Annotated in this window: 18 protein-coding genes; 13 read left to right on the top strand and 5 right to left on the bottom strand. The window is 72.1% G+C overall.

What is annotated here, in order from left to right; translation table 11 throughout:
* Positions 1-2 precede the first annotated feature (2 nt).
* The 8 genes from Aco04nite_RS05145 (at position 3) to Aco04nite_RS05110 (ending at position 11300) form a co-directional block, all read left to right on the top strand.
* Positions 3-1331: a glutamyl-tRNA reductase gene (locus Aco04nite_RS05145; RefSeq protein ID WP_212995994.1), complete on the top strand. Its 1329-nt coding sequence runs from the start codon at positions 3-5 to the stop codon at positions 1329-1331.
* Positions 1328-3388: an acetate--CoA ligase family protein gene (locus Aco04nite_RS05140; RefSeq protein WP_212995993.1), complete on the top strand. Its 2061-nt coding sequence runs from the start codon at positions 1328-1330 to the stop codon at positions 3386-3388. The genes Aco04nite_RS05145 and Aco04nite_RS05140 overlap by 4 nt, the downstream gene beginning before the upstream one ends.
* Positions 3385-4728 carry a glutamate-1-semialdehyde 2,1-aminomutase gene (gene hemL, locus Aco04nite_RS05135; protein WP_212995992.1) on the top strand — a complete coding sequence of 448 codons (1344 nt, stop codon included), beginning with the start codon at positions 3385-3387 and terminating at the stop codon, positions 4726-4728. Before Aco04nite_RS05140 ends, hemL begins: the two co-directional genes overlap by 4 nt.
* Positions 4725-5147, top strand: coding sequence for an Ohr family peroxiredoxin (locus tag Aco04nite_RS05130; protein ID WP_212995991.1), 423 nt, complete (start codon positions 4725-4727; stop codon positions 5145-5147). The genes hemL and Aco04nite_RS05130 overlap by 4 nt, the downstream gene beginning before the upstream one ends.
* Before the next feature lie 282 nt (positions 5148-5429).
* Positions 5430-8528 (top strand): GH92 family glycosyl hydrolase, encoded by a 3099-nt coding sequence (locus tag Aco04nite_RS05125; protein ID WP_212995990.1) that lies wholly within the window; start codon positions 5430-5432, stop codon positions 8526-8528.
* Between the two features lie 144 nt (positions 8529-8672).
* Positions 8673-9767, top strand: a complete 1095-nt coding sequence (locus Aco04nite_RS05120) for an aldo/keto reductase (protein ID WP_212995989.1) — start codon at positions 8673-8675, stop codon at positions 9765-9767.
* Positions 9768-9785: 18 nt separating this feature from the next.
* Complete coding sequence (locus tag Aco04nite_RS05115) at positions 9786-10385, top strand: TetR/AcrR family transcriptional regulator (protein ID WP_212995988.1); 600 nt, start codon at positions 9786-9788, stop codon at positions 10383-10385.
* 48 nt (positions 10386-10433) lie between these two features.
* A complete protein-coding gene (locus Aco04nite_RS05110) occupies positions 10434-11300 on the top strand; it encodes a S1 family peptidase (protein ID WP_212995987.1) in 867 nt (288 codons plus the stop codon).
* Between the two features lie 140 nt (positions 11301-11440).
* On the opposite strand, the gene leuA is transcribed toward Aco04nite_RS05110, so the two are convergent.
* Positions 11441-13219, bottom strand: coding sequence for a 2-isopropylmalate synthase (gene leuA, locus Aco04nite_RS05105; protein ID WP_438874894.1), 1779 nt, complete (start codon positions 13217-13219; stop codon positions 11441-11443).
* Between the two features lie 60 nt (positions 13220-13279).
* On the opposite strand from leuA, the gene Aco04nite_RS05100 reads away from it, so the two are divergent.
* Positions 13280-13969, top strand: coding sequence for a FadR/GntR family transcriptional regulator (locus tag Aco04nite_RS05100; RefSeq protein WP_212995986.1), 690 nt, complete (start codon positions 13280-13282; stop codon positions 13967-13969).
* Between the two features lie 10 nt (positions 13970-13979).
* On the opposite strand, the gene Aco04nite_RS05095 is transcribed toward Aco04nite_RS05100, so the two are convergent.
* Genes Aco04nite_RS05095 through Aco04nite_RS05085 form a run of 3 tightly spaced genes read right to left on the bottom strand, consistent with a single transcriptional unit; the run spans position 13980 to position 17247 of the window.
* Positions 13980-15257: a glycosyltransferase family 2 protein gene (locus Aco04nite_RS05095; RefSeq protein ID WP_244875762.1), complete on the bottom strand. Its 1278-nt coding sequence runs from the start codon at positions 15255-15257 to the stop codon at positions 13980-13982.
* Positions 15251-16348 (bottom strand): glycosyltransferase family protein, encoded by a 1098-nt coding sequence (locus tag Aco04nite_RS05090; protein WP_212995985.1) that lies wholly within the window; start codon positions 16346-16348, stop codon positions 15251-15253. The genes Aco04nite_RS05095 and Aco04nite_RS05090 overlap by 7 nt, the downstream gene beginning before the upstream one ends.
* On the bottom strand, positions 16345-17247 hold the full coding sequence (locus Aco04nite_RS05085) for a WcbI family polysaccharide biosynthesis putative acetyltransferase (RefSeq protein WP_212995984.1): 903 nt from the start codon (positions 17245-17247) through the stop codon (positions 16345-16347). Before Aco04nite_RS05085 ends, Aco04nite_RS05090 begins: the two co-directional genes overlap by 4 nt.
* 171 nt (positions 17248-17418) lie before the next feature.
* On the opposite strand from Aco04nite_RS05085, the gene Aco04nite_RS05080 reads away from it, so the two are divergent.
* The 4 genes from Aco04nite_RS05080 to Aco04nite_RS05065 are packed head-to-tail and all read left to right on the top strand — an operon-like array spanning position 17419 to position 21471.
* On the top strand, positions 17419-18549 hold the full coding sequence (locus Aco04nite_RS05080) for a glycosyltransferase (protein ID WP_212995983.1): 1131 nt from the start codon (positions 17419-17421) through the stop codon (positions 18547-18549).
* The gene (locus Aco04nite_RS05075; protein WP_212995982.1) at positions 18546-19679 is read left to right on the top strand and encodes a glycosyltransferase; all 1134 of its coding nucleotides are present in this window, start codon (positions 18546-18548) and stop codon (positions 19677-19679) included. The genes Aco04nite_RS05080 and Aco04nite_RS05075 overlap by 4 nt, the downstream gene beginning before the upstream one ends.
* Positions 19670-20647 (top strand): glycosyltransferase, encoded by a 978-nt coding sequence (locus Aco04nite_RS05070; protein ID WP_212995981.1) that lies wholly within the window; start codon positions 19670-19672, stop codon positions 20645-20647. Before Aco04nite_RS05075 ends, Aco04nite_RS05070 begins: the two co-directional genes overlap by 10 nt.
* Positions 20644-21471 carry a glycosyltransferase family 2 protein gene (locus Aco04nite_RS05065; protein WP_212995980.1) on the top strand — a complete coding sequence of 276 codons (828 nt, stop codon included), beginning with the start codon at positions 20644-20646 and terminating at the stop codon, positions 21469-21471. The genes Aco04nite_RS05070 and Aco04nite_RS05065 overlap by 4 nt, the downstream gene beginning before the upstream one ends.
* On the opposite strand, the gene Aco04nite_RS05060 is transcribed toward Aco04nite_RS05065, so the two are convergent.
* Positions 21401-22603: an FAD-dependent monooxygenase gene (locus Aco04nite_RS05060; RefSeq protein ID WP_212995979.1), complete on the bottom strand. Its 1203-nt coding sequence runs from the start codon at positions 22601-22603 to the stop codon at positions 21401-21403. The two genes, Aco04nite_RS05065 and Aco04nite_RS05060, sit on opposite strands and share 71 nt — an antisense overlap.
* Positions 22604-22700: the final 97 nt, after the last annotated feature.

The following is a 22700-nucleotide window of genomic DNA, read 5'->3' as shown; positions in this document are numbered from 1 at the left end:
TCATGTCAGCACAGCGATCGTCAGAGAACCCCGTCAACCTCGTCGTCGTCGGGCTCAGCCACGCCAGCGCCCCCGTCGACCTGCTCGAACAACTCAGCCTCCCCGACGACCGGGCCGACGCCCTGCTGCAGGCCGCCCGCACCGAAGCCGACGCCGCCGGCGCCATGCTGCTGGCCACCTGCGGGCGCATCGAGCTCTACGCCGAGCTCGAGGCGGGCGCGGCCGCCGACCGGCTGCCACGGCTGCTCGCCGAGCAGAGCGGCCAGCCCCTCGACAAACTGCGCCCCTACCTCTACGTGCACACCGCCGAACGGACCGTCGAGCACCTGTTCTCCGTCGCGTCCGGGCTGGACTCCGTCGTCATCGGCGAGGAGCAGATCCTCGGGCAGGTCAAGGGCGCACTCGAACGGGCCCGCGGTGCCGGCGCGTCCGGGCAGGCGCTGCACCAGATGGTGCAGACCGCGCTGCGTACCGGGAAACAGGTGCGGACCCGGACCGGACTCAACAAGGCGGGCCGTGACCTCGCCACCGTCGGCATCGCCCGTTTCGAGCAGCACGTCGGCTCGCTGGCAGGGCGGCACGCGCTCATCATCGGCGCGGGCTCGATGGCGGCGGTCGTCGCCGCGGCCCTGCGCCGGGCCGGCGTCGAGCGCTTCGACGTCGCCAACCGCAGCCCCGAACGGGCCCAGCACCTCGCCGACACCGCGGGCGGGCGCGGCGCCGGCCTTGCGGAGATCCCCGAGCTGCTACCTGCCGCCGACGTCGTCGTGACCTGCGCCGGTGGCACCGACATCGTGCTGAGCACGTCGATCGTCGCCGGCGCCATGGCCGATCGCGCCGACCGGCCGCTGTTCGTACTCGACCTCGCCCTGCCCCGCAACGTCGACGCCGCCGTCGCGGACCTGCCCGGCGTCCGCGTCGTCGACCTGCGCACCCTCACCGACGCCGAACCCGACATCGAGTCCGCGGCCAGCGTCGAGGCGGCCGAGAAGCTCGTCACCGCCGCCGTCGAGGAGTTCATGGTGACCCAGCGCACCGCCCGGGTCGGCCCGGTGCTCGCCGCCATGCGCACGGCGGCCGACACCGCGCTGACCGCCGAGCTGTCGCGGCTGACCCGCCGCGTGCCGAGCCTCGACGAGCACGCGCACAGCGAGATCGCTCGGGCGCTGCACCGCGTCGTGGACAAGCTGCTGCATCAACCGACCGTGCGGGCCCGGCAGTTGGCCGGCAGACCGCAGGGCGACGTCTATCTCGGTGTCCTGGGCGAGCTGTTCGCCCCCGCGGACACCGCCCCCGATCCCGGCGAGAACAAGAACGAGGTGCTGGTGTGAGCGTGTTGTCAGCGTTGTGGTCGGCGTCGTCGGTGGCGGTCATCGGCGCCACCGAGCGGCCGGGGGCACTCGGCCGCAAACCGGTGGACTACCTGCTGCGGTACGGGTACGAGGGCCGCATCCTGCCCGTCAACCCCAAGTCACCGCAGATCCTCGGGCTGCCCGCGTACCGCAGCGTCCGCGAGGCCCCCGGCCCCGTCGGCCTGGCGCTCATCATGGTCTCCGCGGAACGGGTGCCGGCCGCGGTCGACGACTGCGTCGCGGCGGGCGTACCCGTGGCCATCATCGCCTCGTCCGGTTTTGCCGAGACCGGCGCCGAGGGGGCCGCGCTGCAGGCGGAGGTCGTCGCCCGGGCCCGGGCCGGCGGACTGCGCCTCATCGGCCCGAACTGCATCGGGGCGGTCGGCTTCCACCACCGGGTGCTGGCGACGTTCAGCCCGCTGTTCATGGCCGAGTCGGTGCCGTTCGAGCCCGGCGGCCTGGCCGTGGTGAGCCAGAGCGGGGCGCTCGGGTTCGGCGTCGCCAGCCTCGCCCTGGAGCGCGGCCTGCGCCCCGGGTGGGTGGTGAGCACCGGCAGCGACGCCGACGTCACCGCGATCGAGGTGCTGCGGGCGCTGGCCGAGGAGCCCGGGTGCACCGGGCTCCTCGCGTACCTGGAGACGGTGCCGGACGTGACCGCCCTGCGGGAGCTCGCCGCCAGCGGCAAACCGGTCGCCCTGCTCAAATCCGGGCGCAGCGCGGCGGGCAGCCGCGCCGCCGCCTCGCACACCGGCGCCCTGGCCACCGACGACCGGGTGCTGGACGGGGCCCTGCGCCAGTACGGCATCACCCGCGCGACCGACGTCGACGACCTGCTCGACATGGGCCGCGCCTTCAGCGGCCCGCACCGCCCCCGCGGCCGCCGGGTCGCCGTGGTGACGACCTCGGGCGGCTCCGGCATCCTGGCCGCCGACGCGATCGCGGAGCAGGACCTCGAACTGACCCCGCTGGCCGACGAGACGCGGCGGCAGCTCGCGGAGATCGTGCCGCCGTTCGGGTCCGCGGAGAACCCCATCGACATCACCGCGACCGTGCTCAGCGATCCGTCCCTGCTGGACCGCTCGCTCGACACGGTCGCCCGCGACGACACCGTCGACATGATCATCGGCTGTTTCTGCGTGATGGCCGGCGCCGACGTCGACAAGGCGGTCCGCAGCTTCGGCCGGGTTGCCGAGCAGTACGGCAAACCGGTCCTCGTCGCCCGCACGGGCGCCGACTTCCTGGCCCCCGACGCACCCGCCCAGCTGCGCGCGGCCGGCCTGCCCGAATACCCGTCCCCGGCCCGGGCCGTCCGCGCGGCTGCAGCCCTCGCCCGCGCCGCGTCCGGAGCCGGTGCCACACGCCCGCCGGTAGTGGCGCCGCCGGGGACACAGCACGCGGTTCCTGCCAGCGACGCCACGGAGCCGCAGCTCAAACGGCTGCTCGCCGCCGCGGGCCTGCCCGTGCCACCGGGCCGGGAAGTCAGCGATGCGGCGGAGGCCACCGCGGCGGTCGCCGAGCTCGGCGGGGTGGCGGTGCTCAAGGCCGTCGTACCCGGACTGCTGCACAAGACGGAAGCCGGTGGCGTCGCCGTCGGGGTGACCACCGGCGAGGCCGCGGAGGTCTTCGCCCGGCTCGCCGCGCTCGGCGGGACCGTCCTGGTCGAACGGCAGGCACCGGACGGCGTGGAGCTGATCGTCGGGGTCCGGTCCACCCCGCTCGGCAACGTCCTCACGGTCGGACTGGGCGGGATCTTCACCGAGGCCCTCGACGACGTGGCCTGCCGGCTGCTCCCATTGCGCGAGGGCGACGCCGCGGCCATGCTCGGCGAGCTCCGCGGCGCGCGACTGCTGGAGGGCCTGCGGGGCCGCCCGGCCGCTGACACCGCCGCGCTGCTCCGGGTCCTCGACAGCCTGTCCGCGCTGACGACCGACTGGCCCACCGGCTTCGAGCTCGATCTCAACCCCGTGCGGGTGCTCAGCGACGGCGCCGTCGTGCTGGATGCCGCGTACACGCTGTCCAAAGGAGCCGCAGCATGAGCACGCAGGCCGTTCTTCCGCGCACCACGTCCCGGTCGCAGGAGCTGTTCGACCGCGCCCGGGCCGTCGTGCCCGGCGGCGTCAACTCCCCGGTCCGCGCGTTCGGGGCCGTCGGTGGCACGCCCCGCTTCATGACGTCGGCCTCCGGCGCGTGGCTCACCGACGCCGACGGGCGCCGCTACCTGGACCTCATCTGCTCCTGGGGTCCGATGATCCTGGGACACGGCCACCCCGCGGTGGCCGATGCCGTCCGGGAAGCCGCGGCCCGCGGCACCTCGTTCGGTACGCCCACCGAGTCCGAGGTCACGCTCGCCGAGGAGATCGTGCGCCGCGTCGCCCCGGTGGAGAAGGTCCGCCTGGTCTCCTCGGGCACGGAGGCCACGATGTCGGCGATCCGGCTGGCCCGCGGCTTCACCGGTCGCCGCAAGGTGATCAAGTTTGCAGGCTGCTACCACGGGCATGTGGATGCGTTGCTCGCCCAGGCCGGCTCGGGTGTTGCCACGCTGGGCCTGCCGGACAGCCCCGGCGTCACGGGTGCCACCGCCGAGGACACGATCGTGCTGGCGTACAACGATCTCCCTGCGGTCGCTGCCGCCTTCGCCGCCGCGGGTGACGAGATCGCGTGCGTCATCACCGAGGCCGCACCGGGCAACATGGGCGTCGTCCCGCCCGCGCCCGGCTTCAACGCCGGCCTGCACGAGCTGTGCCGCCGGCACGGCGCGCTGCTGATCTCCGACGAGGTGATGACCGGATTCCGCGCGGCCGCGGCCGGGCACTGGGAGCTCGACGGGGCCCGCGAGAGCTGGCACCCGGACCTGCTCACCTTCGGCAAGGTCATGGGTGGCGGCTTCCCGGCCGCGGCCTTCGGCGGCCGCGCCGACGTCATGGCGCACCTGGCGCCCGAGGGCCCGGTCTATCAAGCGGGCACGCTGTCGGGAAACCCGGTCGCGACGGCCGCGGGTCTGGCCACCCTTCAGGCCTGCACCCCCGACGTGTACGCCCACCTGAACCGTACGGCGGACACGATCTCCGGCCTGGTCAGCGCCGCCCTCGACACGCAGGGTGTCGCCCACCGGGTGCAGCGCGCGGGCACCCTGTTCTCGGTCTTCTTCACCGACGCCCCGGTCACCACCTACGCGCAGGCCCGCGCCACGGACACCTTCCGCTACCCGCCGTTCTTCCACTCCCTGCTCGACCAGGGCGTCTACCTGCCACCGTCACCGTACGAAGCCTGGTTCGTATCCGCTGCCCACGACGACGCGGCCCTCGACCACCTCGCCGCAGCCCTCCCCGCCGCGGCCCGGGCCGCCGCCGCATCCCCGGAAGGAGACACCCGATGACCATCGTCTACACCGCGACCGTCGACTCCCTCGGCGACGGCCGCTCCGGAACGGCCCGCAGCGACGACGGCCGCCTCGAGGTCACCCTCACCGCCCCGCAGCAGCCCGGCGGCACCAACCCCGAGCAGCTCTTCGCCGCGGGCTACAGCGCCTGCTTCCACAGCGCCCTGCGGCTGAGCGCCCGCGAGGCCGGCATCACCGTGCCGGGCAGCACTGTCCACGCCACGGTCCACCTCATCCGCGACGACAACGGCTACCGGCTGGCCGCGGACCTGGTCGCCGTCCTGCCCGGCATCCGCGCCGACGTCGCCACGATGCTGGTCGGCCAGGCCCACCAGCGCTGCCCCTACAGCCGCGCGGTCACCGGCAACATCGAGGTCACCGTCCGCGCCACCGACCAGCAACTCACCGCCGGCTGACGCGGAACCCGGCCGGGCAGCGCCGCCCGGCCGGGTTCCGGCTCTTCAGGGCGCGAGGGAGCCGCCGCGCGGTGAGGGCCTGGTTACTGACTTGGCCGCGGGTCCGGCTGGCTACGCTGGTCCCGATCGGGCCGCGAACTGGTGACAACGGGCCCGGCGGCAGGCGAGGGGATGCCCGGTGTACATCAGGCGGGTATTGACAAATGTGAATTGAAAAGAGTCCTATCTGTGTACCGGTGACAGCGTTGTCACCTTCGGATCTCAGAAGGGACGGCATCCCCCATGCTCCGTACCCTCGCCGCGGCGGTCGTCCTCACCGCTGCTGTGCTTTCCGTTCCGCAGGCGGCAAGTGCCGCGGACCTGGCCCTCACGCAGTACGTCAATCCCCTGATCGGTACGGATGACAGCAACTCGCCCAACCCCGTCGGTGGCGGTGCGGGTGGCAGCACGTTCCCCGGTGCCACCGTGCCGTTCGGGATGGTGCAGTTCAGTCCGGATACGCCGACGGGGTCGCCGTCGGGGTATCGGGACCGGGACCGGACGATCGAGTCGTTCAGTCTCACGCATTTCAACGGGGCCGGGTGCCCGAACAACGAGGATCTGCCGATCCTGCCGGTGACCGGCGCGCTCGGTGCCTCGCCCGGGAATTCCTGGACCAGTTATGCGTCCGCGTACACGAAGACCAACGAGTCGGCCTCGCCCGGCTATTACAAGAACCGGCTCGACAAGTACGGCGTGGACGCCGAGCTGAGTGCCACCACCCGCACCGGCGCGCTGCGGCTGACGTATCCGGCGAGCACCACCGCGCGGGTGCTGATCAACGCGAGCCGCTCGGCGACCGGGGACCGGGACGGGAACGTGTCCATCACCGGGAACCGGGTCTGGGGTGAGCACACCGCGGGCGGGTTCTGCGGTGGGCGTACGTTCAAGATGTACTATTCGATCCTTTTCGACCGTACGCCCACCGGCTTCGGCACGTTCAACGGCGCGACGGTCAGCGCGGGGTCGGCGAGCGCGAGCGGCACGCAGGCCGGCGCGTACGTCACGTTCGACACCACGAGCAATGCCGTGGTGAACGCGACCGTCGGGATCTCGTTCGTCAGTGTCGCCAACGCGCAGAACAACGCCAGCGCCGAGGCCGCGTCGTTCGCCGATGTGCGGAGCAACGCGAACGCGAAGTGGAACACCGCGCTCAACCGGGTGCAGGTCACCGGTGGCGCCGCGACGGAGCTGCAGAAGTTCTACACCGCGCTGTACCACGTGCTGCAGAACCCGAACATCGCCAGCGACACCAACGGCGAGTACCGGGGCTTCGACGGCGCCGTGCACACCGCGAGCCATCCCGTCTATCAGAACTATTCGGGCTGGGACATCTACCGGTCCTGGTCGGCGCTAGTCGCACTGATCGCACCGGACGTGATGACCGACATCGTCAAGTCGATGGTGCTCGACGGCCAGCAGGGCGGCTCGCTGCCGAAGTGGTCGCACCAGAGCATCGAGGACTTCGTCATGCCCGGCGACCCGGGACCGATCGTGGTGGGCAGCGCGTACGCGTTCGGCGTACGCGGATTCGACACCGCGGCAGCCCTGGCCCTGATGAAGAACAGCGCGAACGGAGGCGGCTCGCAGGGCTACGTCCTCCGCGGCAACCAGTCCGTCTACGCGGCGAACGAGTTCATCCCGGGCAACCCTTCGGAGACCCTGGAGTACGCGTCCAGCGACTTCGCCATCGCCCAGTTCGCCAAGGCCGTCGGCGACACGAGCGCGTACACCACGTTCAGCACCCGCTCGCAGTTCTGGCGCAGCTCGTTCAACGGCGAATCGTCGTTCATCCACACCCGTGACGGCGGTGGCGCGTGGTCGACGCCGTTCAACCCCGCGCAGGAAAGCCCCTATGTGGAAGGGAACGCCGCACAGTACAGCTGGATGGTCCCGCACAACCTCGGCGCGGTCGTCACGCTCATGGGTGGCCCGGCCACGGCGGTGCAACGCCTCGACCACCACTTCACCGAACTGAACGGCGGGCTGTCCCGGCCGTACTTCTACATCGGCAACGAACCCGAGCACGGCGTGCCGTGGGCGTACAACTTCGCCCGCAAGCCCGCCGGTGCCAGTGACGCCGTGCGCCGGGTGATGGCCGAGTCCTTCACCACGGGCGCGGGTGGCCTGCCCGGCAACGACGACCTCGGCGCGACCTCGGCCTGGTACGTCTGGTCGGCACTCGGCTTCTACCCCGTCACCCCGGGCGCCGACACGCTCGCCGTGCACGGCGGCTCGTTCCCCAGCGTGCTCATCCAGCGCCCGTCCGGGAACATCACCGTCACCGGTGGCAGCGCCGCGAACCGTTACGTGCAGACACTTTCCGTCGGCGGAACAGCGACGAGCCACAACTTCTTCAGGTACGCCGACATCGCGGCGGGCGGCACCGTCGCGTACACAATGGGCAGCGCTGCTTCGGCATGGGGGACCGGCGCGGGTGACGTACCCCCCAGCTTTGCCGAAGGCCGCACCCAGCCGCCGGCCGAACCGGACCTCGGGGCGAACCTGGCCCAGGGCCGGCCCGTCACCGGCTCGGCGACGTGCAACAGCGCGGAGTCCCCGGCCAAGGCAGTCGACGGTGCGATCGCGGGGAACAGTAAATTCTGCTCCGGCACCGCCCCGCAGTTCCTGCAGGTCGACCTCGGCTCTGCGCGAACGGTCAGCTCCTTTGTGGTCAAACACGCCGGCCTCGGCGGTGAGCAGACCAACTGGAACACCGGCGCTTTCAACCTTTCCACCAGCCTTGACGGTACGACGTGGAGCACCGCGGTCAGCATCACCGGCAGCAAGGCCAGCCGCAGCTACCTGCCGATCGCCGCCCGCACCGCGCGCTACGTCCGGCTGGACACGACCCAGCCGGCCGCCGACGGCAGTGGCACCGCCAGAATCTACGAGGTCGAGGTGTACGGCAGCAGCAGCGCCCCGATCGACCTGGCGCTGCGCCGCACCGCCGCAGCCGACTCCTCCTGCGCCGCCACGGAAAGCCCCGACCGGGCGTTCAACGGCAGCTGGCTGGGCGGCTGGTACGACAAGTGGTGCTCGCAGGGCACATCGAAATGGCTGCAGACCGATCTCGGCAGCACCCAGCACATCGGCTCGGTCGTGATCCGGCATGCCGGCGCCGGCGGCGAGTACTCGAGGTGGAACACCCGCGACTTCGACGTCCAGACGTCCCCGGACGGCAGCACGTGGACGACCCGCGCCCAGGTCCGCGCCAACACCGCGGACACCACGACGACAACGGTCAACGCGGACGCACGCTATCTGCGTGTTGCCGTGGTGACGCCGACCCAGGACGGCACCACCGCCGCCCGCATCTACGAGGTCGACGTCCGGTCCTGACCGTTCGCGCCGGGTGGGTGAGCGCACCCGCCCGGCGATGTCGCGGACGTCACGAAGTCTGGACTTGCCGGTTCACTTTGCAAGGGTGCAAAGTATGGACCAGGCGGTCCGAATGGGCTCGCCGGATCGACGGATGAGGCGGCCATGAACAACTACTACCTGCTCGGGCGTTCCGGGCTGCGGGTCAGCCGGCTGGCACTCGGGACGATGAACTTCGGGGTCGACGGGTTCCACAAGGCGTACGGAAAGACCGAGGAGGAGGCCGAGCCGATCTTCCGGGCGTACGTGGAGTCCGGTGGCAATTTCATCGACACCGCGGACTTCTACACCGCGGGGGAGAGCGAGCGGATCCTCGGCAGCCTGATCAAGCGGGCGGGCAACCGCGAGCGGCTCGTGCTGACCGGCAAGTTCACCAACAGCGTCGACCCGGGCGACCCGAACGCCAGCGGCAACGGGCGCAAGCACATCGTCCGGGCGGTCGAGGCGTCGCTCAGGCGGCTCGGCACCGACTACCTCGACCTCTACCTGCTGCACACCTGGGACCGGATCACCCCGGTGGAGGAGGTCGTGCGGACCCTGGACGACCTGGTCCGGGCGGGGAAGATCCGGCACGGTGGGCTGTCGGACGTTCCCGCCTGGTACGCCGCCCGCGCCCAGAGCTACGCCGAGGCCAACGCCATGAGCCCCCTGGTCACGGTCCAGCTGCCGTACTCGCTGGTGAACCGTGCCATCGAGGCGGAGTTCGTGCCGATGGCGCAGAACCTGGGCATGGGCGTGACCGTTTGGAGCCCGGTCGCGGGCGGCCTTCTCACCGGCAAGTACCGGCGCTCGGCCGGCGGCATGGACGGCACCGGCCGGCTGACCAACCCCGACGCGGGCGGCGCTACGGTCACCGACCACGACTGGCAGGTCATCGAGACCCTCGAAAGCGTCGCCGCCGACCTGGGCCGGCCGATGGCGCAGGTCGCGATCAACTGGGTCGCGACCCGGCCCGGCGTCGCGTCGGTGGTCCTCGGTGCCAGCAGCGCCGCGCAGGTGCGGAGCAACCTCGCCGCACTCGACTTCGACCTCCCGCCCGACGCCCGGCGCCGGCTCGACGAGGTCAGCGCGACGCCGCCGGCGCTGCCCTACGCCATGTTCACCCCGGAATACCAGAGCTGGATCGTCAGCCCCGGCCTCGGCGTCGGTGACAAGCCGGTCGGCTACCACCTGCCCGTCTTCAACGCCGTGAATTCCTAGCGGCCTATTCTCGACGCCATGACCGGATTGACCGCAAAAGGCGCCGCGACCCGTGACCGGATCGTGCGGGCCGCCACCGAGCTGATCCTGGAGCGCGGGGTCGCCGGGATGACCCTCGACGAGATCCGCGACGGCACGAAGACCAGCAAGAGCCAGCTGTTCCACTACTTTCCCGGCGGTAAGAGCGAGCTGGTCGCCGCGATCGCCGGTTACCAGAATTCCCAGGTCATGGCCGCCCAGGAGCCCTGGATCGACCGGCTCGACTCCTGGCGGGCCTGGCAGGGCTGGCGCGACGCCGTCATCACCCACTACACCGGGCTCACCCACAAGTACTGCTCGGTCAGCGCGCTGGTCAACGAGGTCGCCCCGACCGACCCGGAGCTGGCCACCCAGGTCATCGCGTACGCCGACCGCTGGCTCGCCCAGCTGGCCACCGGCCTGCACCGGATGCGCGACACCAAGCTGCTGCGCCCCGAGGCCGACCCGGACCGGCTGGCACTGGCGGTCTTCGCCTCGTTGCAGGGCGGCCTGCTGGTGATGCAGTCGAAGAACGACATCGAACCGCTCGCCGCCGCCCTCGACGGCTCCCTGACCATGCTGCGCAGTTACGCCCCCTGACAGACGGCGTTTATCCGCGCCATACATGACGCGGACGAGGATGGGTGCATGCGAACCATCTTCACGCGGGTCGCCGTCGGGGCCGCGATCATTCTCGGGGTCGTGGCGGGTGCGCCGGGGCCCGCCCGGGCGATCGCCCATGGTGAGGACGCCGCCGCGGGGCACTACGGGTTCTCGGTGCGGCTGAGCATGACCGGGTTGCCGGCCGCCGACCACGGCAGCCGGGACAGCTCGTGCTCCGGGGCGCTCATCGCGCCCCGGTGGGTGATCACCGCGGGTCACTGCTTCCGGGATGCGGAGGGCAAGCGCGTCGGGCGTACGGTCGCCGAGCGCACCACGGCGACGATCGGCCGCACCGCCCTGACCGACCACACCGGCCACGAGATCGACGTCGTGGCGGTCCATCAGTCGAAGACGGCCGACGTGTCCCTGGTCGAGCTGGACGAGGCGGTGACCGACGTCGAGCCGCTGCGGATCGCCACCACCCCCGCCGCGCCCGACGAGACCGTCCGGCTCACCGGCTGGGGCCTGACCAGCTACGACGAGGGCGACGCCGTCGACCGGCTGCAGACCGGTGAGTTCGTCGTCACCGGGCTCGGCGAGGCAACGGTGAGCGTCGCCGGACGGGCACCCCGGGCCGACACCAGCGCCTGCCCGCACGACTCCGGCGGCCCGTACTTCCGCACCCGCGCCGACGGCGTCCCCGAACTGGTCGCGGTCGTCAGCCGCGGCCCGGCCTGCCCGCACACCGGCGACGACGTGGCCGCCCGCGCCGACAACCTCACCGGCTGGGTGTCGGACACCATGGCCGGCCGGGTCCTGGGCCTCACCCGGAACTGGTGGATCGCTGTCCTGCTGGCCTTCGCGGGCCTCGTCGCGGCCGCCGCGGTGGTCGTCGTGCGGCGCCGTTCCTGAGTTGTCGTCATAACAGCAGAGCAGATCGGAGCGGGTTGTGGCAGGTGAGGACGACATCTCCGGGTGAAGACCCCGGGGCGGCCACCGACGCGCGCGTACCTCGCGCCGTCCGCGTGGCCCATGTCGTCAGGATGGCCGCCTCACCGCGCCGCGCGGTTGACAGCGGCGATGACGCCCTGCACGGATGCGGCGAGCAACGAGGTGTCCCAGCCGGCGCCCCAGCGCACGACACCGTTGACGCGGCACTCCAGGTAGGCGATCGCGGGGCTGTCCGGCCCGGCGCCGGTGGCGTGCTCGGTGTAGGCGAGCACGTCCACGACAAAACCGGCGCCGCGTAGGGCGTCGGCCATGGCGGCCAGAGGTCCGTTGCCCTCTCCGGCGCAGGTGAGCGTACGGTCGCCGGTGTGCACCGTGGCGGTGAAGGTGTGCTTGCCCGCGGTGGGTTCGCTGGTGCTCCACGAGCCGAGCGCGACCGCCGCGTCGCGGCCCGGGTCGACATAGGTGTGCTCGAAGAGGTCGCGCAGGTCCTTCGCGGACATTTCCTGGCCGGTCGTGTCGGTCACCCGCTGCACGACCCGGGAGAAGTCCGGCCGCATGCGTTGCGGGAGGTCGAGGCCGTAGTGCGTGTTCAGCAGGTGGGCGACGCCGCCCTTGCCGGATTGCGAGTTGATCCGGATGACCTCTTCATAGGTACGCCCGATGTCGGCCGGATCGATCGGGAGGTACGGCACCGTCCAGGGCGCGTCCTCCGGTGGCACGCCGTCCTCGGCGGCCCGCTTGGCGTGGTGGGCGAGACCCTTGGCGATGGCGTCCTGGTGGGTGCCGGAGAAGGCGGTGTGGACCAGGTCGCCACCGTACGGGTGGCGCGGATGCACCGGCAGCCGGTTGCAGTGCTCGACGACCTCGCGGACCGCGTCGATGTCGGAGAAGTCCACCATCGGGTCGACGCCCTGCGCGTGCAGGTTGAGGGCGAGCGTCACGAGGTCGACGTTGCCGGTGCGCTCGCCGTTGCCGAACAGGCAGCCCTCGACGCGCTGGGCGCCGGCCAGGACGGCGAGCTCCGCGCACGCGACTCCGGTGCCGCGGTCGTTGTGCGGGTGGACGGAGAGGATCACGCTGTCGCGCCGGGCGAGGTTGCGGTGCATGTATTCGATCTGGTCGGCGTACACATTGGGGGTGGCGACCTCGACCGTCGCGGGCAGGTTGTGGATGACCGGCCGGTCCGGGCTCGCCTGCCACAGCTCGGTCATGCTGTCGCAGATCTCGAGGATGTAGTCCGGTTCGGTCAGGTTGAAGACCTCGGGGGAGAACTCGAACCGGACCGCGGGTCCGGGGCGCCGGTCGGTGCGGCGCAGCAGGTGGGTGCCGGCGTCCAGGATGAGCCGGTGGACCTCGGCCCGGGAGCGCCCGAGCACGACGTCACGCCACACCGGGGCCGTCGCGGTGTAGAGGTGCACGACCACCCTGGGCAGCCCGTCGACGGAGTCAACCGTCCGGTCGATGAGGTCCGCGCGGGCGGCGGTGAACACGGAGATGGTGACGTCGTCCGGGACATCGCCGCTGGTGGCCAGGTGCCGGACGAAGTCGTAGTCCGTCTGGCTGGCGGACGGGTAGCCGACCTCGATCTCCTTGTAGCCCATGGCGACCAGCAGGTCGAACATGCGGCGCTTGCGGGCGGTGTCCATCGGCTCGGCGAGGGCCTGGTTGCCGTCGCGCAGGTCGACGGGGACCCACAGGGGTGCCTGCCGGAGCGTGCGGGAGGGCCAGGTGCGGTCGGTCAGGGGGAGTGCGACGCGCTGCTCGACCGGACGGTACCGGTGCGAGGGCATCCTGCTGGCTCGCTGCCGGTTCCATTCCGGGGCGTGTGCGGGAATGTCACCGTCGGGTGTGTGCAGGGTGGATGGGCGAAGCGTGGACATGTTCGGTACGCTAACTCAGAGCAACTCGTCAGACAAGCTGATAAGTGAAGGTGGTGCTTGATGGCGCTCGACGCCCTCCGCGCCTCACCGCTCGTCGAGCAGGCCGCGCAGCGTATGCGCGACGAGATCTCCGGCGGGCAGTGGGAAGTCGGCATGAAGCTGCCGAGTGAGACCGCCCTCGTCAAAATTCTCGGCGTCGGCCGCTCGACGGTCCGCGAGGCCCTGCGGTCGTTGTCGGGCGCCGGCCTGGTGCAGGCACGCCAGGGTGCGGGCGTCTTCGTCATCGCCACCACGCCCCACGAGGACTGGGCCACGGGCATGCGCCGGTCCGCGATCACCGATGTGTACGAGGTCCGCATGCTCGTCGAGGTGGAGGCGGTCCGGCTCGCCGCCGTCCGTCGCACCGCCGACGACATCGCGGGCATCCGTGCGGCCCTGCGTCACCGCGCGCAAGCGGCGGGCGAGGGCGATGCCCAGTTCGTGGATGCCGACATCGCGCTGCACGCCACCGTCGTCGCGGCGGCGCACAACCCCGTCCTCACCGGCCTGTTCACGGAATTTCTGCCGGTGCTGCGGCAGGGGCTGATCGACCTGGTCCAGCTGTTCGACCTGCGTGCCGACCGGCCCGATCACGGTGCCGACGCCCATGCTGTGCTGGTGGACGCGGTCTGTGCCGGCGACGCCGAGGCTGCTGGCGGCGCCCTGCGTGCGGAGCTCGAGCAGACCCTCGCCAGGTTGCAGCGGCGGTGAGCTGACGGCGTCAGGACCAGCCGCCGAGATAGCCGGCGAGACCTGGGTCGGCGTCGAGCGCAGTGATGTCGGTGGCGTCGACGCGGGTCTCGAAGAGGTCCTTCCCCCAGGTCGCGCGGCGGGAACGGGCGCGGGCGGAGTCGATCCGGACAGCTCTTCCGAGCAGCACCGCCCCGAGGATGCCGATGCCGACGGCCGACACCGCTTCCCGCAGGGCGTCCGCGATGCTGTCGACGCGGATCGCCGCCGGCAGGTCGACGACGACGCGGGCCAGGGGAGCGGCGCCGGCTTTGGTCACGCGCTGATCGGCGGTGAAGAGGCCGATAAATTCGTCGGGTACGCACACCACGGCCGCCGGGAGCGCCGCGAGCACCGAATCGACGCACACGAACGCGGCGGCCGGTGACGGTGCCGCGCCGAGCCTGACCACGATGTCCGGGTTCGCGCTGCGCAGACCGTGCCCCCGCGAACCGGCGACACCGATGACGTCGGCGAGCAGCAGCGTCTCGTTGTCCTTGCGCGCACGACGGGCCGGGTCGTCCAGCTCGCGCCCCGCCCAGTCGGGCCCGTCGTGCCAGGCCACCGCGTCGGGGGCGTGGGCAAGGATCGCACCGCCGAGCCAGGCGCGGTACGCCCACTCCCAGTCCTCGCCGCCGTACGCGCGGAACTGCTCGTCGAACCCGCCCACCCGCTCGAAGAACCAGCGCGAGCAGGCGAGTGCGGCGCTGATGACGTACCTGTAGGCGCGGTCGTCGGCGTCGAGCAGGTCCCGCGTGTTTCGATAGCCGTCCCGGAGCCACTGCGGTTCGGGCAGCTCAGCCGCGGGGCCGGCCCGTTCGACCGGGGCATCGACGGGGAGCCCGGCGAGGGCGGCGTGCCGCCTGCGGCCTACGACGACGGCCTCGGGTGCGAGCGCCGGCAGCCGTGCCATGCGGGTGAGGTACGACGGCTCGGGCACCGTGTCGGCGTCGAGGAAACACAGCACGTCCCCGGTCGCCGCCGCCGCGCCGAGGTTACGTGCCGCCGCCGCACGGAACCCCTCGTCGGCTTGGCGCAGGAGGCGGACCCCGGCCGGCACCCGCGGGGGTTCCGGGGATCCGTCGTCGACGACGATCACCTCGGTGCGTGCGGCGGGATGCGTCTGCCGGTTCAGCGCGGCGAGCGTACGGTCCAGCTCGGCCTGTTGCCGGTAGTGCACGACGATGACGGACACGGTCGGTGGTTCGTCGGGGTTGACGCCGTCGAGGAGATCCCAGCGGTTGCCGGGGACTGAGCGGCCGGTCACCATGCGATGTCCTTGCTCCACCAGCGTAGGTACGCGGCGGCGGTGTCGTCGAGATGCGGGCGGGTGACGGCGTGTGCCGGGAGCCAGGTCGACGCCGGGTCGGCGAGCGCGGCGGCGATCGCTTCCGCGAGCCGATCGGGCGCGACGAGATGCACGGTCGCGGGTCGTAGCTCCGCCATCTCCCGGGTGTAACGCCCGTCGATGACCAGGGGACGTCGTCCCGCGGCGATCCAGGTGGCCAGCGAACCGGACGCGGAGAAATGCCGGTGCGCCACGACCGGCACCGTGGCTTCCCGGCACCGCGCGATGAGGTCCTCCTCGGCCACAAAACCGGTCACGTCGACGGTGACTCCGTGCTCCGCGGCCCGCTCGGCAAACACCCGCAGGTCATCCTCATGCCCCGCAGATGGACCCCCGAGTACGGTCACGCGGGGGCGGTTGGCGGGCGAGGCCCCGGTCGGGGTCTCGCGGGGGCGGTCGGTGAGGGTGGCGAGTGCGTCGACGACCTCGGTGTGGCCCTTGCCGGGGTAGAAGAACCCGAGGACGGCGACGTCGGTGACGCCGGGCTGCGGGCTTGGTCCGGGCGGCGCGGGCGTGACGGGTAGCGGCACGACGGTGAGCGCCCGGGGCACGATGCCGAGCTCGGCGAGGTGGGCGGCCTCGTGGCGGCTGTTCACGACGACACCGAGTGCAACCTTCGCGACGCGGGCGTAGCAGTCTGTGCGGCGTGGGAGGTTACGCAAACCGTCGGAGGGCTGCGGGACGTCATGGAGAGTGACGGTCAGCGCCGTGCGGACGGCGATGCGTTCCACGAGCGCGGCCGCCTCCTCCGGTGACCCGGCCCAGAGCCGGTCGGTGAAGTGGAGGTGGGCACGCTCCGGCGGGTGCTCGCCGAGCAGGTCCGCCGCGGGCACCCCCAGCGGGAAGCCGGTCTCTGCCGCCACCGCTGCGGCAAGATCCCGGGCAGCGACCGTGACCCCGTGGCGCTCATCGGCGGTCACGACCAGCGCGGGAAGGCCGTGCCGCCGATCAGCGGTGACGGCGGGTGCGGGCGGTCTCTGGCGCTGGTCGGTGGTTGCGGGGAGAGCGGTCATGAGAGGCCCAGGATTCGGAGGGAGTCGGCGTGGCGGGTGAGGCCGGCCTGGACGGCGTCGGGGTGCGTGGAATACCAGGCCAGGTGTGCTTCGCGGACGGCGCCGGCCTCGATGGGCGTGCCGTCGACGAGCCAGTCCGGGCGCTCGTCCGCTTCGTCGAGGTTCCAGGCTTCGAGCACCGCTGCCTCGCGCGGTGCGTGGACGGAGTTGAGCAGCGGCCGGCCCGGATCAGTGGCGTGGGAAGGGAGGCCGAGTGCTGCGCGGACGCGTACCGCCAGGGCTGCGAAGATCGGATTGCCGGGATGGTTGAGGGTCCGCATGAGCGTGAACGACGGTGCTGCGAAGAGATCGGAGACGATCACGGTGCCGTGGGCGGCTTCTCGCGTACTCAACTGGGTGAGGGAGTGGTCCGCAATCGCCCGGACCGTCGCGGGGTTGAGGCGCACGGTGGGCAGCCCGGCGGCCTCGGCGAGGACGCGCAGGTCGTGATATTCGACGAGCGGTGGGACGAGGCCCGGGTCGGACGGGGGACGGATGATGGCGTGGGCCGGGTAGAGGCCGGCGAACCGGATCACCGGCACCCGCACCGTCCGGGCTCCGGCGGCGAGGCGCGCGCTGAGCTGCGCGGTGCCGAGCGGGAGGCCGCGGTAACCGTCGCGGATCGGCTGGGAGATCAGGAACGACGCCCGGCCCAGCCAGTGGTCCAGGTGGGGGAGGTCGGCTGCGGTCAGTTCGTGGACGGCGGGCAGGCGGACCGTACGCAGACCAGCGCCGTCGAGCATGATCCGTAACGACTCTGCCTGGCAGTTCCCTGTCACGAGAGTGATGGGACTGTCACCGTGCGGCTCGGAAAGTCCGTAGAACTCCCCGTAGTGCCGGGTCCGCGGGGAGTGATCCATGATGCCTCACGCATTCCCGCAAATCCGCTGCTCACACCCGTTCTGCCGAAGCGATGTTGTCAGAAACATCTCAGCGAATCCCGGGACGTTGTGGGCATACCGTGTCCTGCGCGCACCCCGAGCCTGGCGTCGGTCGCCCGCACCACCTGACCGATCCTCAAGGAGGCCGCTGTGCAGCTCACCGCACCCGTCATCAGAGTGGCTCCGATCCCGTCCGCGCACCCCTACGTGCGGCACGTGCTGACGGGCGGCGGCATCGACCTGCTGCCCGACCCGCCGCCGCCCGGCGCCCCGGACGGCCGCTGGTGGCCGCCGGTGATGTGCGACGCCGCCTGGGTGACGGCGAACCGGAACGACTTCGACGTCATGCACATCCACTTCGGCACGGAGTCGTTCCCGGCGGAGCACCTCCGCTCGCTCGTACGCGCGCTGCGCACGAGCGGCCGCCCGCTCGTCTACACGCTGCACGATCTCGAGAACCCGCAGCTGATCGATCAGGCGCAGCACCTCGAGCACCTCGACATCCTCGTCCCCGCCGCCGACGCTGTCGTGACGCTGACCGCGGGCGCCGCCGCCGCGATCAGGCGGCGCTGGGGCCGCGTGGCCGAGGTCGTCGCGCACCCGCACGTGCTCGCCCTCGACGCGGACGCACCCGCCGGGCGCCGTTCGGACGCCGCGGTCCTCGGCGTGCACCTGCGCGACATCCGTCCCGGCACCGACGCCGTGCGCGCGGTGGCGACCCTGCTCGACGCCGTGGACCGCCTCCGGGCGCAGGGCGTCGCCGCGGTCGCCCGCGTGCAGGTCAACGACCGGGTCCGCGACGAGGCCGCCCGCGAGATCGTTACCGCGCTGGTCGCCGCGCATCCCGCCGCGGAGCTGCACCGCAGCGAGCGGCTCGACGACGCCGCTCTCACGCGGTCCATCGCCGACCTGGATGTCGCCGTGCTGCCGTACCGCACCGGCACGCACTCCGGCTGGGCCGAGCTCTGCTGGGACCTCGGCGTCCCCGTCGCCGGCCCGCGTGTCGGGTACGTCGGCGAGCAGCACCCGGAGGACTTCGCCGCGTTCGACGCCGGTGACGGCGACGCGCTCGCCCGGGCCGTGCGGCGGCTCCTCGCCGCCGCACCCCGCGCGGGTTCGGCCGGCCGGGCTGCGCGCCTCACCGAACGCCGCCGCCGTCGAACAACCGACGCCGCAGCGATCACCGCCGCCCACACCGCCGTCTACAAGCGAGTCCTGGCCGCGCCGCCCGCGCCTGCCGACCTGGCCGCACCGCTCGAGCCCGCAGAGCTGGCAGCATGAGCGCCCGTGCCGTACGTCCCCGCACCATCGCCGTCATCGCGCCGCTGCGGCACCCCATCCGGGAGCCGCACGCCGGTGGGCTCGAAGCGATGGTGTGGGACCGCGTCCGGATGCTCCGAGCGCGCGGTCACCGCGTACTCCTCTGTGCCGTAGAGGGTTCGCAGTTCCAGGAGGACGTCCCGGCGGAGTTCCGCCTGCCCGCGGCGGTCTGGCCCGACGAGATGGACGCGACCGACTCGACCTACCCGCCGGGACACCTCGACCGGGCCCTTCCCGCGCTGGAGGCAGCCCTCGACTTCATCCGCTGGAACGCGGACACGATCGACCTGGTCGACAATCACAGCCTGCACCCGCAGCCCCTCGCCCGCGCCGACCAGCTCGGGGTCCCGATGGTGACGACGCTGCACACCCCGCCGCTCCCCGCGCTCGTCGAGGCGGCCCGCGCGGCGGTCCGGCCCGGACGGTTCCTCGCCGTCAGCGCCTACACGGCCGCGGAGTGGCGCCGGCACGGTGTCGACGCGATGGTGATGCCGAACGCGATCGACAGCAGCCGCTGGCACCTCGGGCCCGGCGGCGAAGGCCTCGTCTGGTTCGGACGGGTCGTCCCGGAGAAGGGCGTGCACCTCGCCGTGCAGGCCGCGCGGCTCACCGGGCGGACGCTGCGCATCGCGGGCCGGGTCGGCGACGCGCCGTACTTCCAGAAGCACATCCGCCCGTTCCTCGGCGACGGCGTCGAGTATCTCGGCCCGCTCAGCCAGCCGGAGCTCGCGCAGCTCGTCGGTGGCAGCGCCTGCGCACTGGTCACCCCGCTCTGGGAGGAGCCCTTCGGCCTCGTCGTGGCAGAGGCCCTGGCCACGGGTACGCCGGTCGCCGCATTCGACATCGGCGGCATCGGTGAGGTCGCGGGTACGGCGTCGGCGGTCCGGCTCGTGCCCATGGGCGACGTCCAGGCACTGGCGGAGGCGGCGGGGCATCTCGCGAACGCCGGCGGGGGCGAACGGCAGCGCCGCCACCGGACCCGCGCGGCGGCCATCGCGCGGTTCTCGCTGGGCCACCGGGCAGCCGAGCTCGAAACCGTGTTCGACCTGGCCGCGACGCACGCACGACCGGGAGCCGGCGCATGGGTATGACGGGCTGGTACCTCCACCACCACGGCGCGGGCCACCTGACCCGCTTCCGCGCGGTGCGACCGCATCTCGCCGGAGACGTCACGGTCTTCAGCTCCCTGCCCGCACCGCAGAACCTCCCGCCGGACACCCGCTGGGTACGCCTCGACCTCGACAACGACGGCACCCCCGACCCGGCCGGCGCCGACCCGACCGCGGGTGGGCTGCTGCACTGGGCGCCCCTCGGTCACGCCGGGCACGCGCGCAGGCTCGCCGTCATCGCCGACGCGATCGCCGGGCAGCGCTTCGACCGGTTCGTCGTCGACGTCTCCGTGGAGGTGGCGTTGTTCGTCCGGCTCCTCGGCGTCGCCACCGTTGTCGTCACCCAGCCCGGCGACCGGGGCGACGGGCCGCACCGGCTCGCGTACGCGTCGGCTGCCCGGGTCCTGGCACCGTGGCCCGCGGGTGCGCACCGTTCACCCGCGCAGCACGGACTCGTCGAGGTCGGCGGTATCTCGCGCTTCGACGGGCGTACCCGTGATGGTGTGCCGGACCCTGGCACCGTCCTCGTGCTGGGCGGCGGCACCGCCGAGAGCGACCTCGCTGATCGCGTCGCCCGCGCGGCAGCCGCGACCCCGGGCACCCGCTGGAGCATCGCGGGCGGCTCGACGTGGATCGAGGATCCCTGGGAGGCATTGCTGCGCGCCGAGGTCGTCGTCGCGGCGGCGGGGCAGAACAGCATCGCCGATCTCGCCGCCGCCGGTGCGCGGGCGGTGGTCGTGCCGCAGCCACGACCGTTCGACGAGCAGGTGGCGACCGGTCGCTTCCTAGCCGACCACAAGCTCGCCGTCGTCGAGCCGAGCTGGCCCGACGACGACGCCTGGCCCGTGGTGCTCGACCAGGCCCGGGCGCTGCGACCCGACTGGGCACTGTGGGGTGTCACCGGTGCCGCGCATCGGGCCGCCGACGCGATCGCGCAGGTCGGATCATGATCGCGGTCATCACCATCTGTTCCGCGTCCCGTCTCGACCACGTACGCCGCCAGCAGCGATTGCTGACGTCAGAGCCCGTGCGCCGCATCGTGGTCTGGCTCGACGCCGACGCGCCGCCGTCCGTGCCGGAGTTCGCCGGAGCCGAGATGCTGCACGTCCGGCCGGGGGAGCAGGGCATGCGCCTCGCCGCCGGGCGCGACCGTGGTGCCGAGGCGGCCCTCGAAGCGGGCGCCACCCTGCTCGTCCTGCTCGACGCCGACTGCCTTCCCGGCCCGGACCTGCTCGCGCGGTACGGCGCCGCTGCCGCCGCGCATCCGGGTGCGTTGTTGTGCGGCCCGGTCACGTACCTGCCGGAAGGCGTCCTGCCCGAGGACGCTGGTGACCTCCCGGCCCTGACCGCACCGCATGCGGCGCGACCCGCGCCGCCCGACGGGGAGAACGTGCCGGGGGAGCACCGGTTGTTCTGGTCGCTGTCGTTCGCGGTGACGGCGGAGGCCTGGCGTACGGTCGGCGGCTTCGACGAGTCCTATGAGGGGTACGGCGGGGAGGACACCGACTTCGCGTTCACCGCACGGGCGGCGGGCGTACCCCTCGTCTGGGTCGGGGGTGCGCACGCCTACCACCAGCACCACCCGACCTCGACCCCGCCGTGGCAGCACCTCGACGACATCCTGCGCAACGGCCGGCTCTTCGCGGACCGCTGGGGGACCTGGCCGATGCAGGGCTGGCTCGACGCGTTCGCCGCGGCGGGCGCTATCGAGCGGACCCCGGGCGGGTGGAGGCGATCGCCGGTAGTGCCTGACCGGTCTGGGCCACATGGCTGAGGCGTGACGTGAGTTTGCGGAGCACGCCGAGGCTGCCGATCCTGGCCACCGTACGCAGGACCCCCACGCCGGCCGCGGACGCGGGGTAGAACAGCCGGGGCGTGCCGGGTGGCAGCTTCTGCGCATCGTCGATCAGGGGCCGCATCCAGCGTTCGTACAACTCCAGGGCGGCGCCGTGGTGCTCCCGGCTGAGATACGCGGCCAGGACGTAGCCGCCGATCATGGCGAGCGAGGTGCCGCCCCCACCGAGCGGGGTCACGCACCACGCGGCATCACCGGTGACGCAGACGCGCCCCTTCGCCCACGACGGCATCATGATCTGGGTCAGATAGTCCATGTAGACGTCGTCGGAGCCCTTGAAACCGTCGACCACGCGCTGGGCCTGCCAGCCGGCGTCGCCGAACACCTCGCCCAACGCGTCGCGGGCCTGGTCGAGGGGCAGTTCGGCGAGGTTCTGCCCGCGGGTGGTGAACGCCAGCGTCGCCCGGGTGGTGCCCGCGTTGTCGGGACGCAGGGTGATCTGCCGGCCACCGCTCGCGGAGTACCAGCGCCACCATCGGTCGTCGTCCCCGGTCCGCGGGATGGTTCCGTAAGCCATGTTCAGCCCGAGCTCGCGGCGGGTGACGGCGGATCCGAAGACCAGGTCACGGGTACGCGACCGGACCCCCTCCGCGATCACCAGCAGCTCGTAGTCCGCCGTGGCACCCCGCTGGAACGTCACCTCCACGTGGGAGTCCTGGTCGCGTACCCCGGTGATCTGGTCGTCGTAACGCACCTGGACGCCGGCGGGCAGCGCGTCGAGGATGATCCGCGCGAGGTCGCCCCGCAGGATTTCGAGCTCGGCGGTGAGACCGTCCGGATCCTCGACCGGGAACCGTGCGACGGCGCGGCCGCGGGCGTCGAGCACCGCCGTGCCCTGTTCCGTGGTGCTCCGGCGGCGTACCGGCTCATCGAGGCCCATCTCGGCGAGGACTTCGCGCGCCGCGCCGCGGATGTCGATGTTCTGGCCGCCGTCACGGAACACCGCGGACCGTTCGACGACCTCGACGTCCCATCCGGCGCGTCCGAGCCAATAGGCGGTGGTGAGGCCGGCGATGCTGGCGCCGGAGATCAGCGCACGGGGACCGGTCATGGCGTACTCCCACTCTAAAGCTTGAAAATCTAATCACTTGATTATCAAGCCACTATAGGGGAGCAGTTTCGCAGAACGTAATCCTTCCGTGTGATCA

Origin of the sequence: Winogradskya consettensis (assembly GCF_018332715.1) — a bacterium.
Classification (GTDB): Bacteria; Actinomycetota; Actinomycetes; order Mycobacteriales; family Micromonosporaceae; genus Actinoplanes; species Actinoplanes consettensis.
The sequence above is the reverse complement of the archived record's forward strand: the minus strand, read 5'-3'. Positions and strand labels throughout refer to the sequence as shown.

What these genes read in the sequence shown, in the direction of transcription:
- Aco04nite_RS05145 (WP_212995994.1), top strand. Translation starts at nt 3, where the DNA reads ATGTCAGCACAGCGATCGTCAGAGAACCCCGTCAACCTCGTCGTCGTC.
- hemL (WP_212995992.1), top strand. Translation starts at nt 3,385, where the DNA reads ATGAGCACGCAGGCCGTTCTTCCGCGCACCACGTCCCGGTCGCAGGAG.
- Aco04nite_RS05130 (WP_212995991.1), top strand. Translation starts at nt 4,725, where the DNA reads ATGACCATCGTCTACACCGCGACCGTCGACTCCCTCGGCGACGGCCGC.
- Aco04nite_RS05125 (WP_212995990.1), top strand. Translation starts at nt 5,430, where the DNA reads ATGCTCCGTACCCTCGCCGCGGCGGTCGTCCTCACCGCTGCTGTGCTT.
- Aco04nite_RS05120 (WP_212995989.1), top strand. Translation starts at nt 8,673, where the DNA reads ATGAACAACTACTACCTGCTCGGGCGTTCCGGGCTGCGGGTCAGCCGG.
- Aco04nite_RS05115 (WP_212995988.1), top strand. Translation starts at nt 9,786, where the DNA reads ATGACCGGATTGACCGCAAAAGGCGCCGCGACCCGTGACCGGATCGTG.
- Aco04nite_RS05110 (WP_212995987.1), top strand. Translation starts at nt 10,434, where the DNA reads ATGCGAACCATCTTCACGCGGGTCGCCGTCGGGGCCGCGATCATTCTC.
- leuA (WP_438874894.1), bottom strand. Translation starts at nt 13,219, where the DNA reads ATGTCCACGCTTCGCCCATCCACCCTGCACACACCCGACGGTGACATT.
- Aco04nite_RS05100 (WP_212995986.1), top strand. Translation starts at nt 13,280, where the DNA reads ATGGCGCTCGACGCCCTCCGCGCCTCACCGCTCGTCGAGCAGGCCGCG.
- Aco04nite_RS05095 (WP_244875762.1), bottom strand. Translation starts at nt 15,257, where the DNA reads ATGGTGACCGGCCGCTCAGTCCCCGGCAACCGCTGGGATCTCCTCGAC.
- Aco04nite_RS05090 (WP_212995985.1), bottom strand. Translation starts at nt 16,348, where the DNA reads ATGACCGCTCTCCCCGCAACCACCGACCAGCGCCAGAGACCGCCCGCA.
- Aco04nite_RS05085 (WP_212995984.1), bottom strand. Translation starts at nt 17,247, where the DNA reads ATGGATCACTCCCCGCGGACCCGGCACTACGGGGAGTTCTACGGACTT.
- Aco04nite_RS05075 (WP_212995982.1), top strand. Translation starts at nt 18,546, where the DNA reads ATGAGCGCCCGTGCCGTACGTCCCCGCACCATCGCCGTCATCGCGCCG.
- Aco04nite_RS05070 (WP_212995981.1), top strand. Translation starts at nt 19,670, where the DNA reads ATGGGTATGACGGGCTGGTACCTCCACCACCACGGCGCGGGCCACCTG.
- Aco04nite_RS05065 (WP_212995980.1), top strand. Translation starts at nt 20,644, where the DNA reads ATGATCGCGGTCATCACCATCTGTTCCGCGTCCCGTCTCGACCACGTA.
- Aco04nite_RS05060 (WP_212995979.1), bottom strand. Translation starts at nt 22,603, where the DNA reads ATGACCGGTCCCCGTGCGCTGATCTCCGGCGCCAGCATCGCCGGCCTC.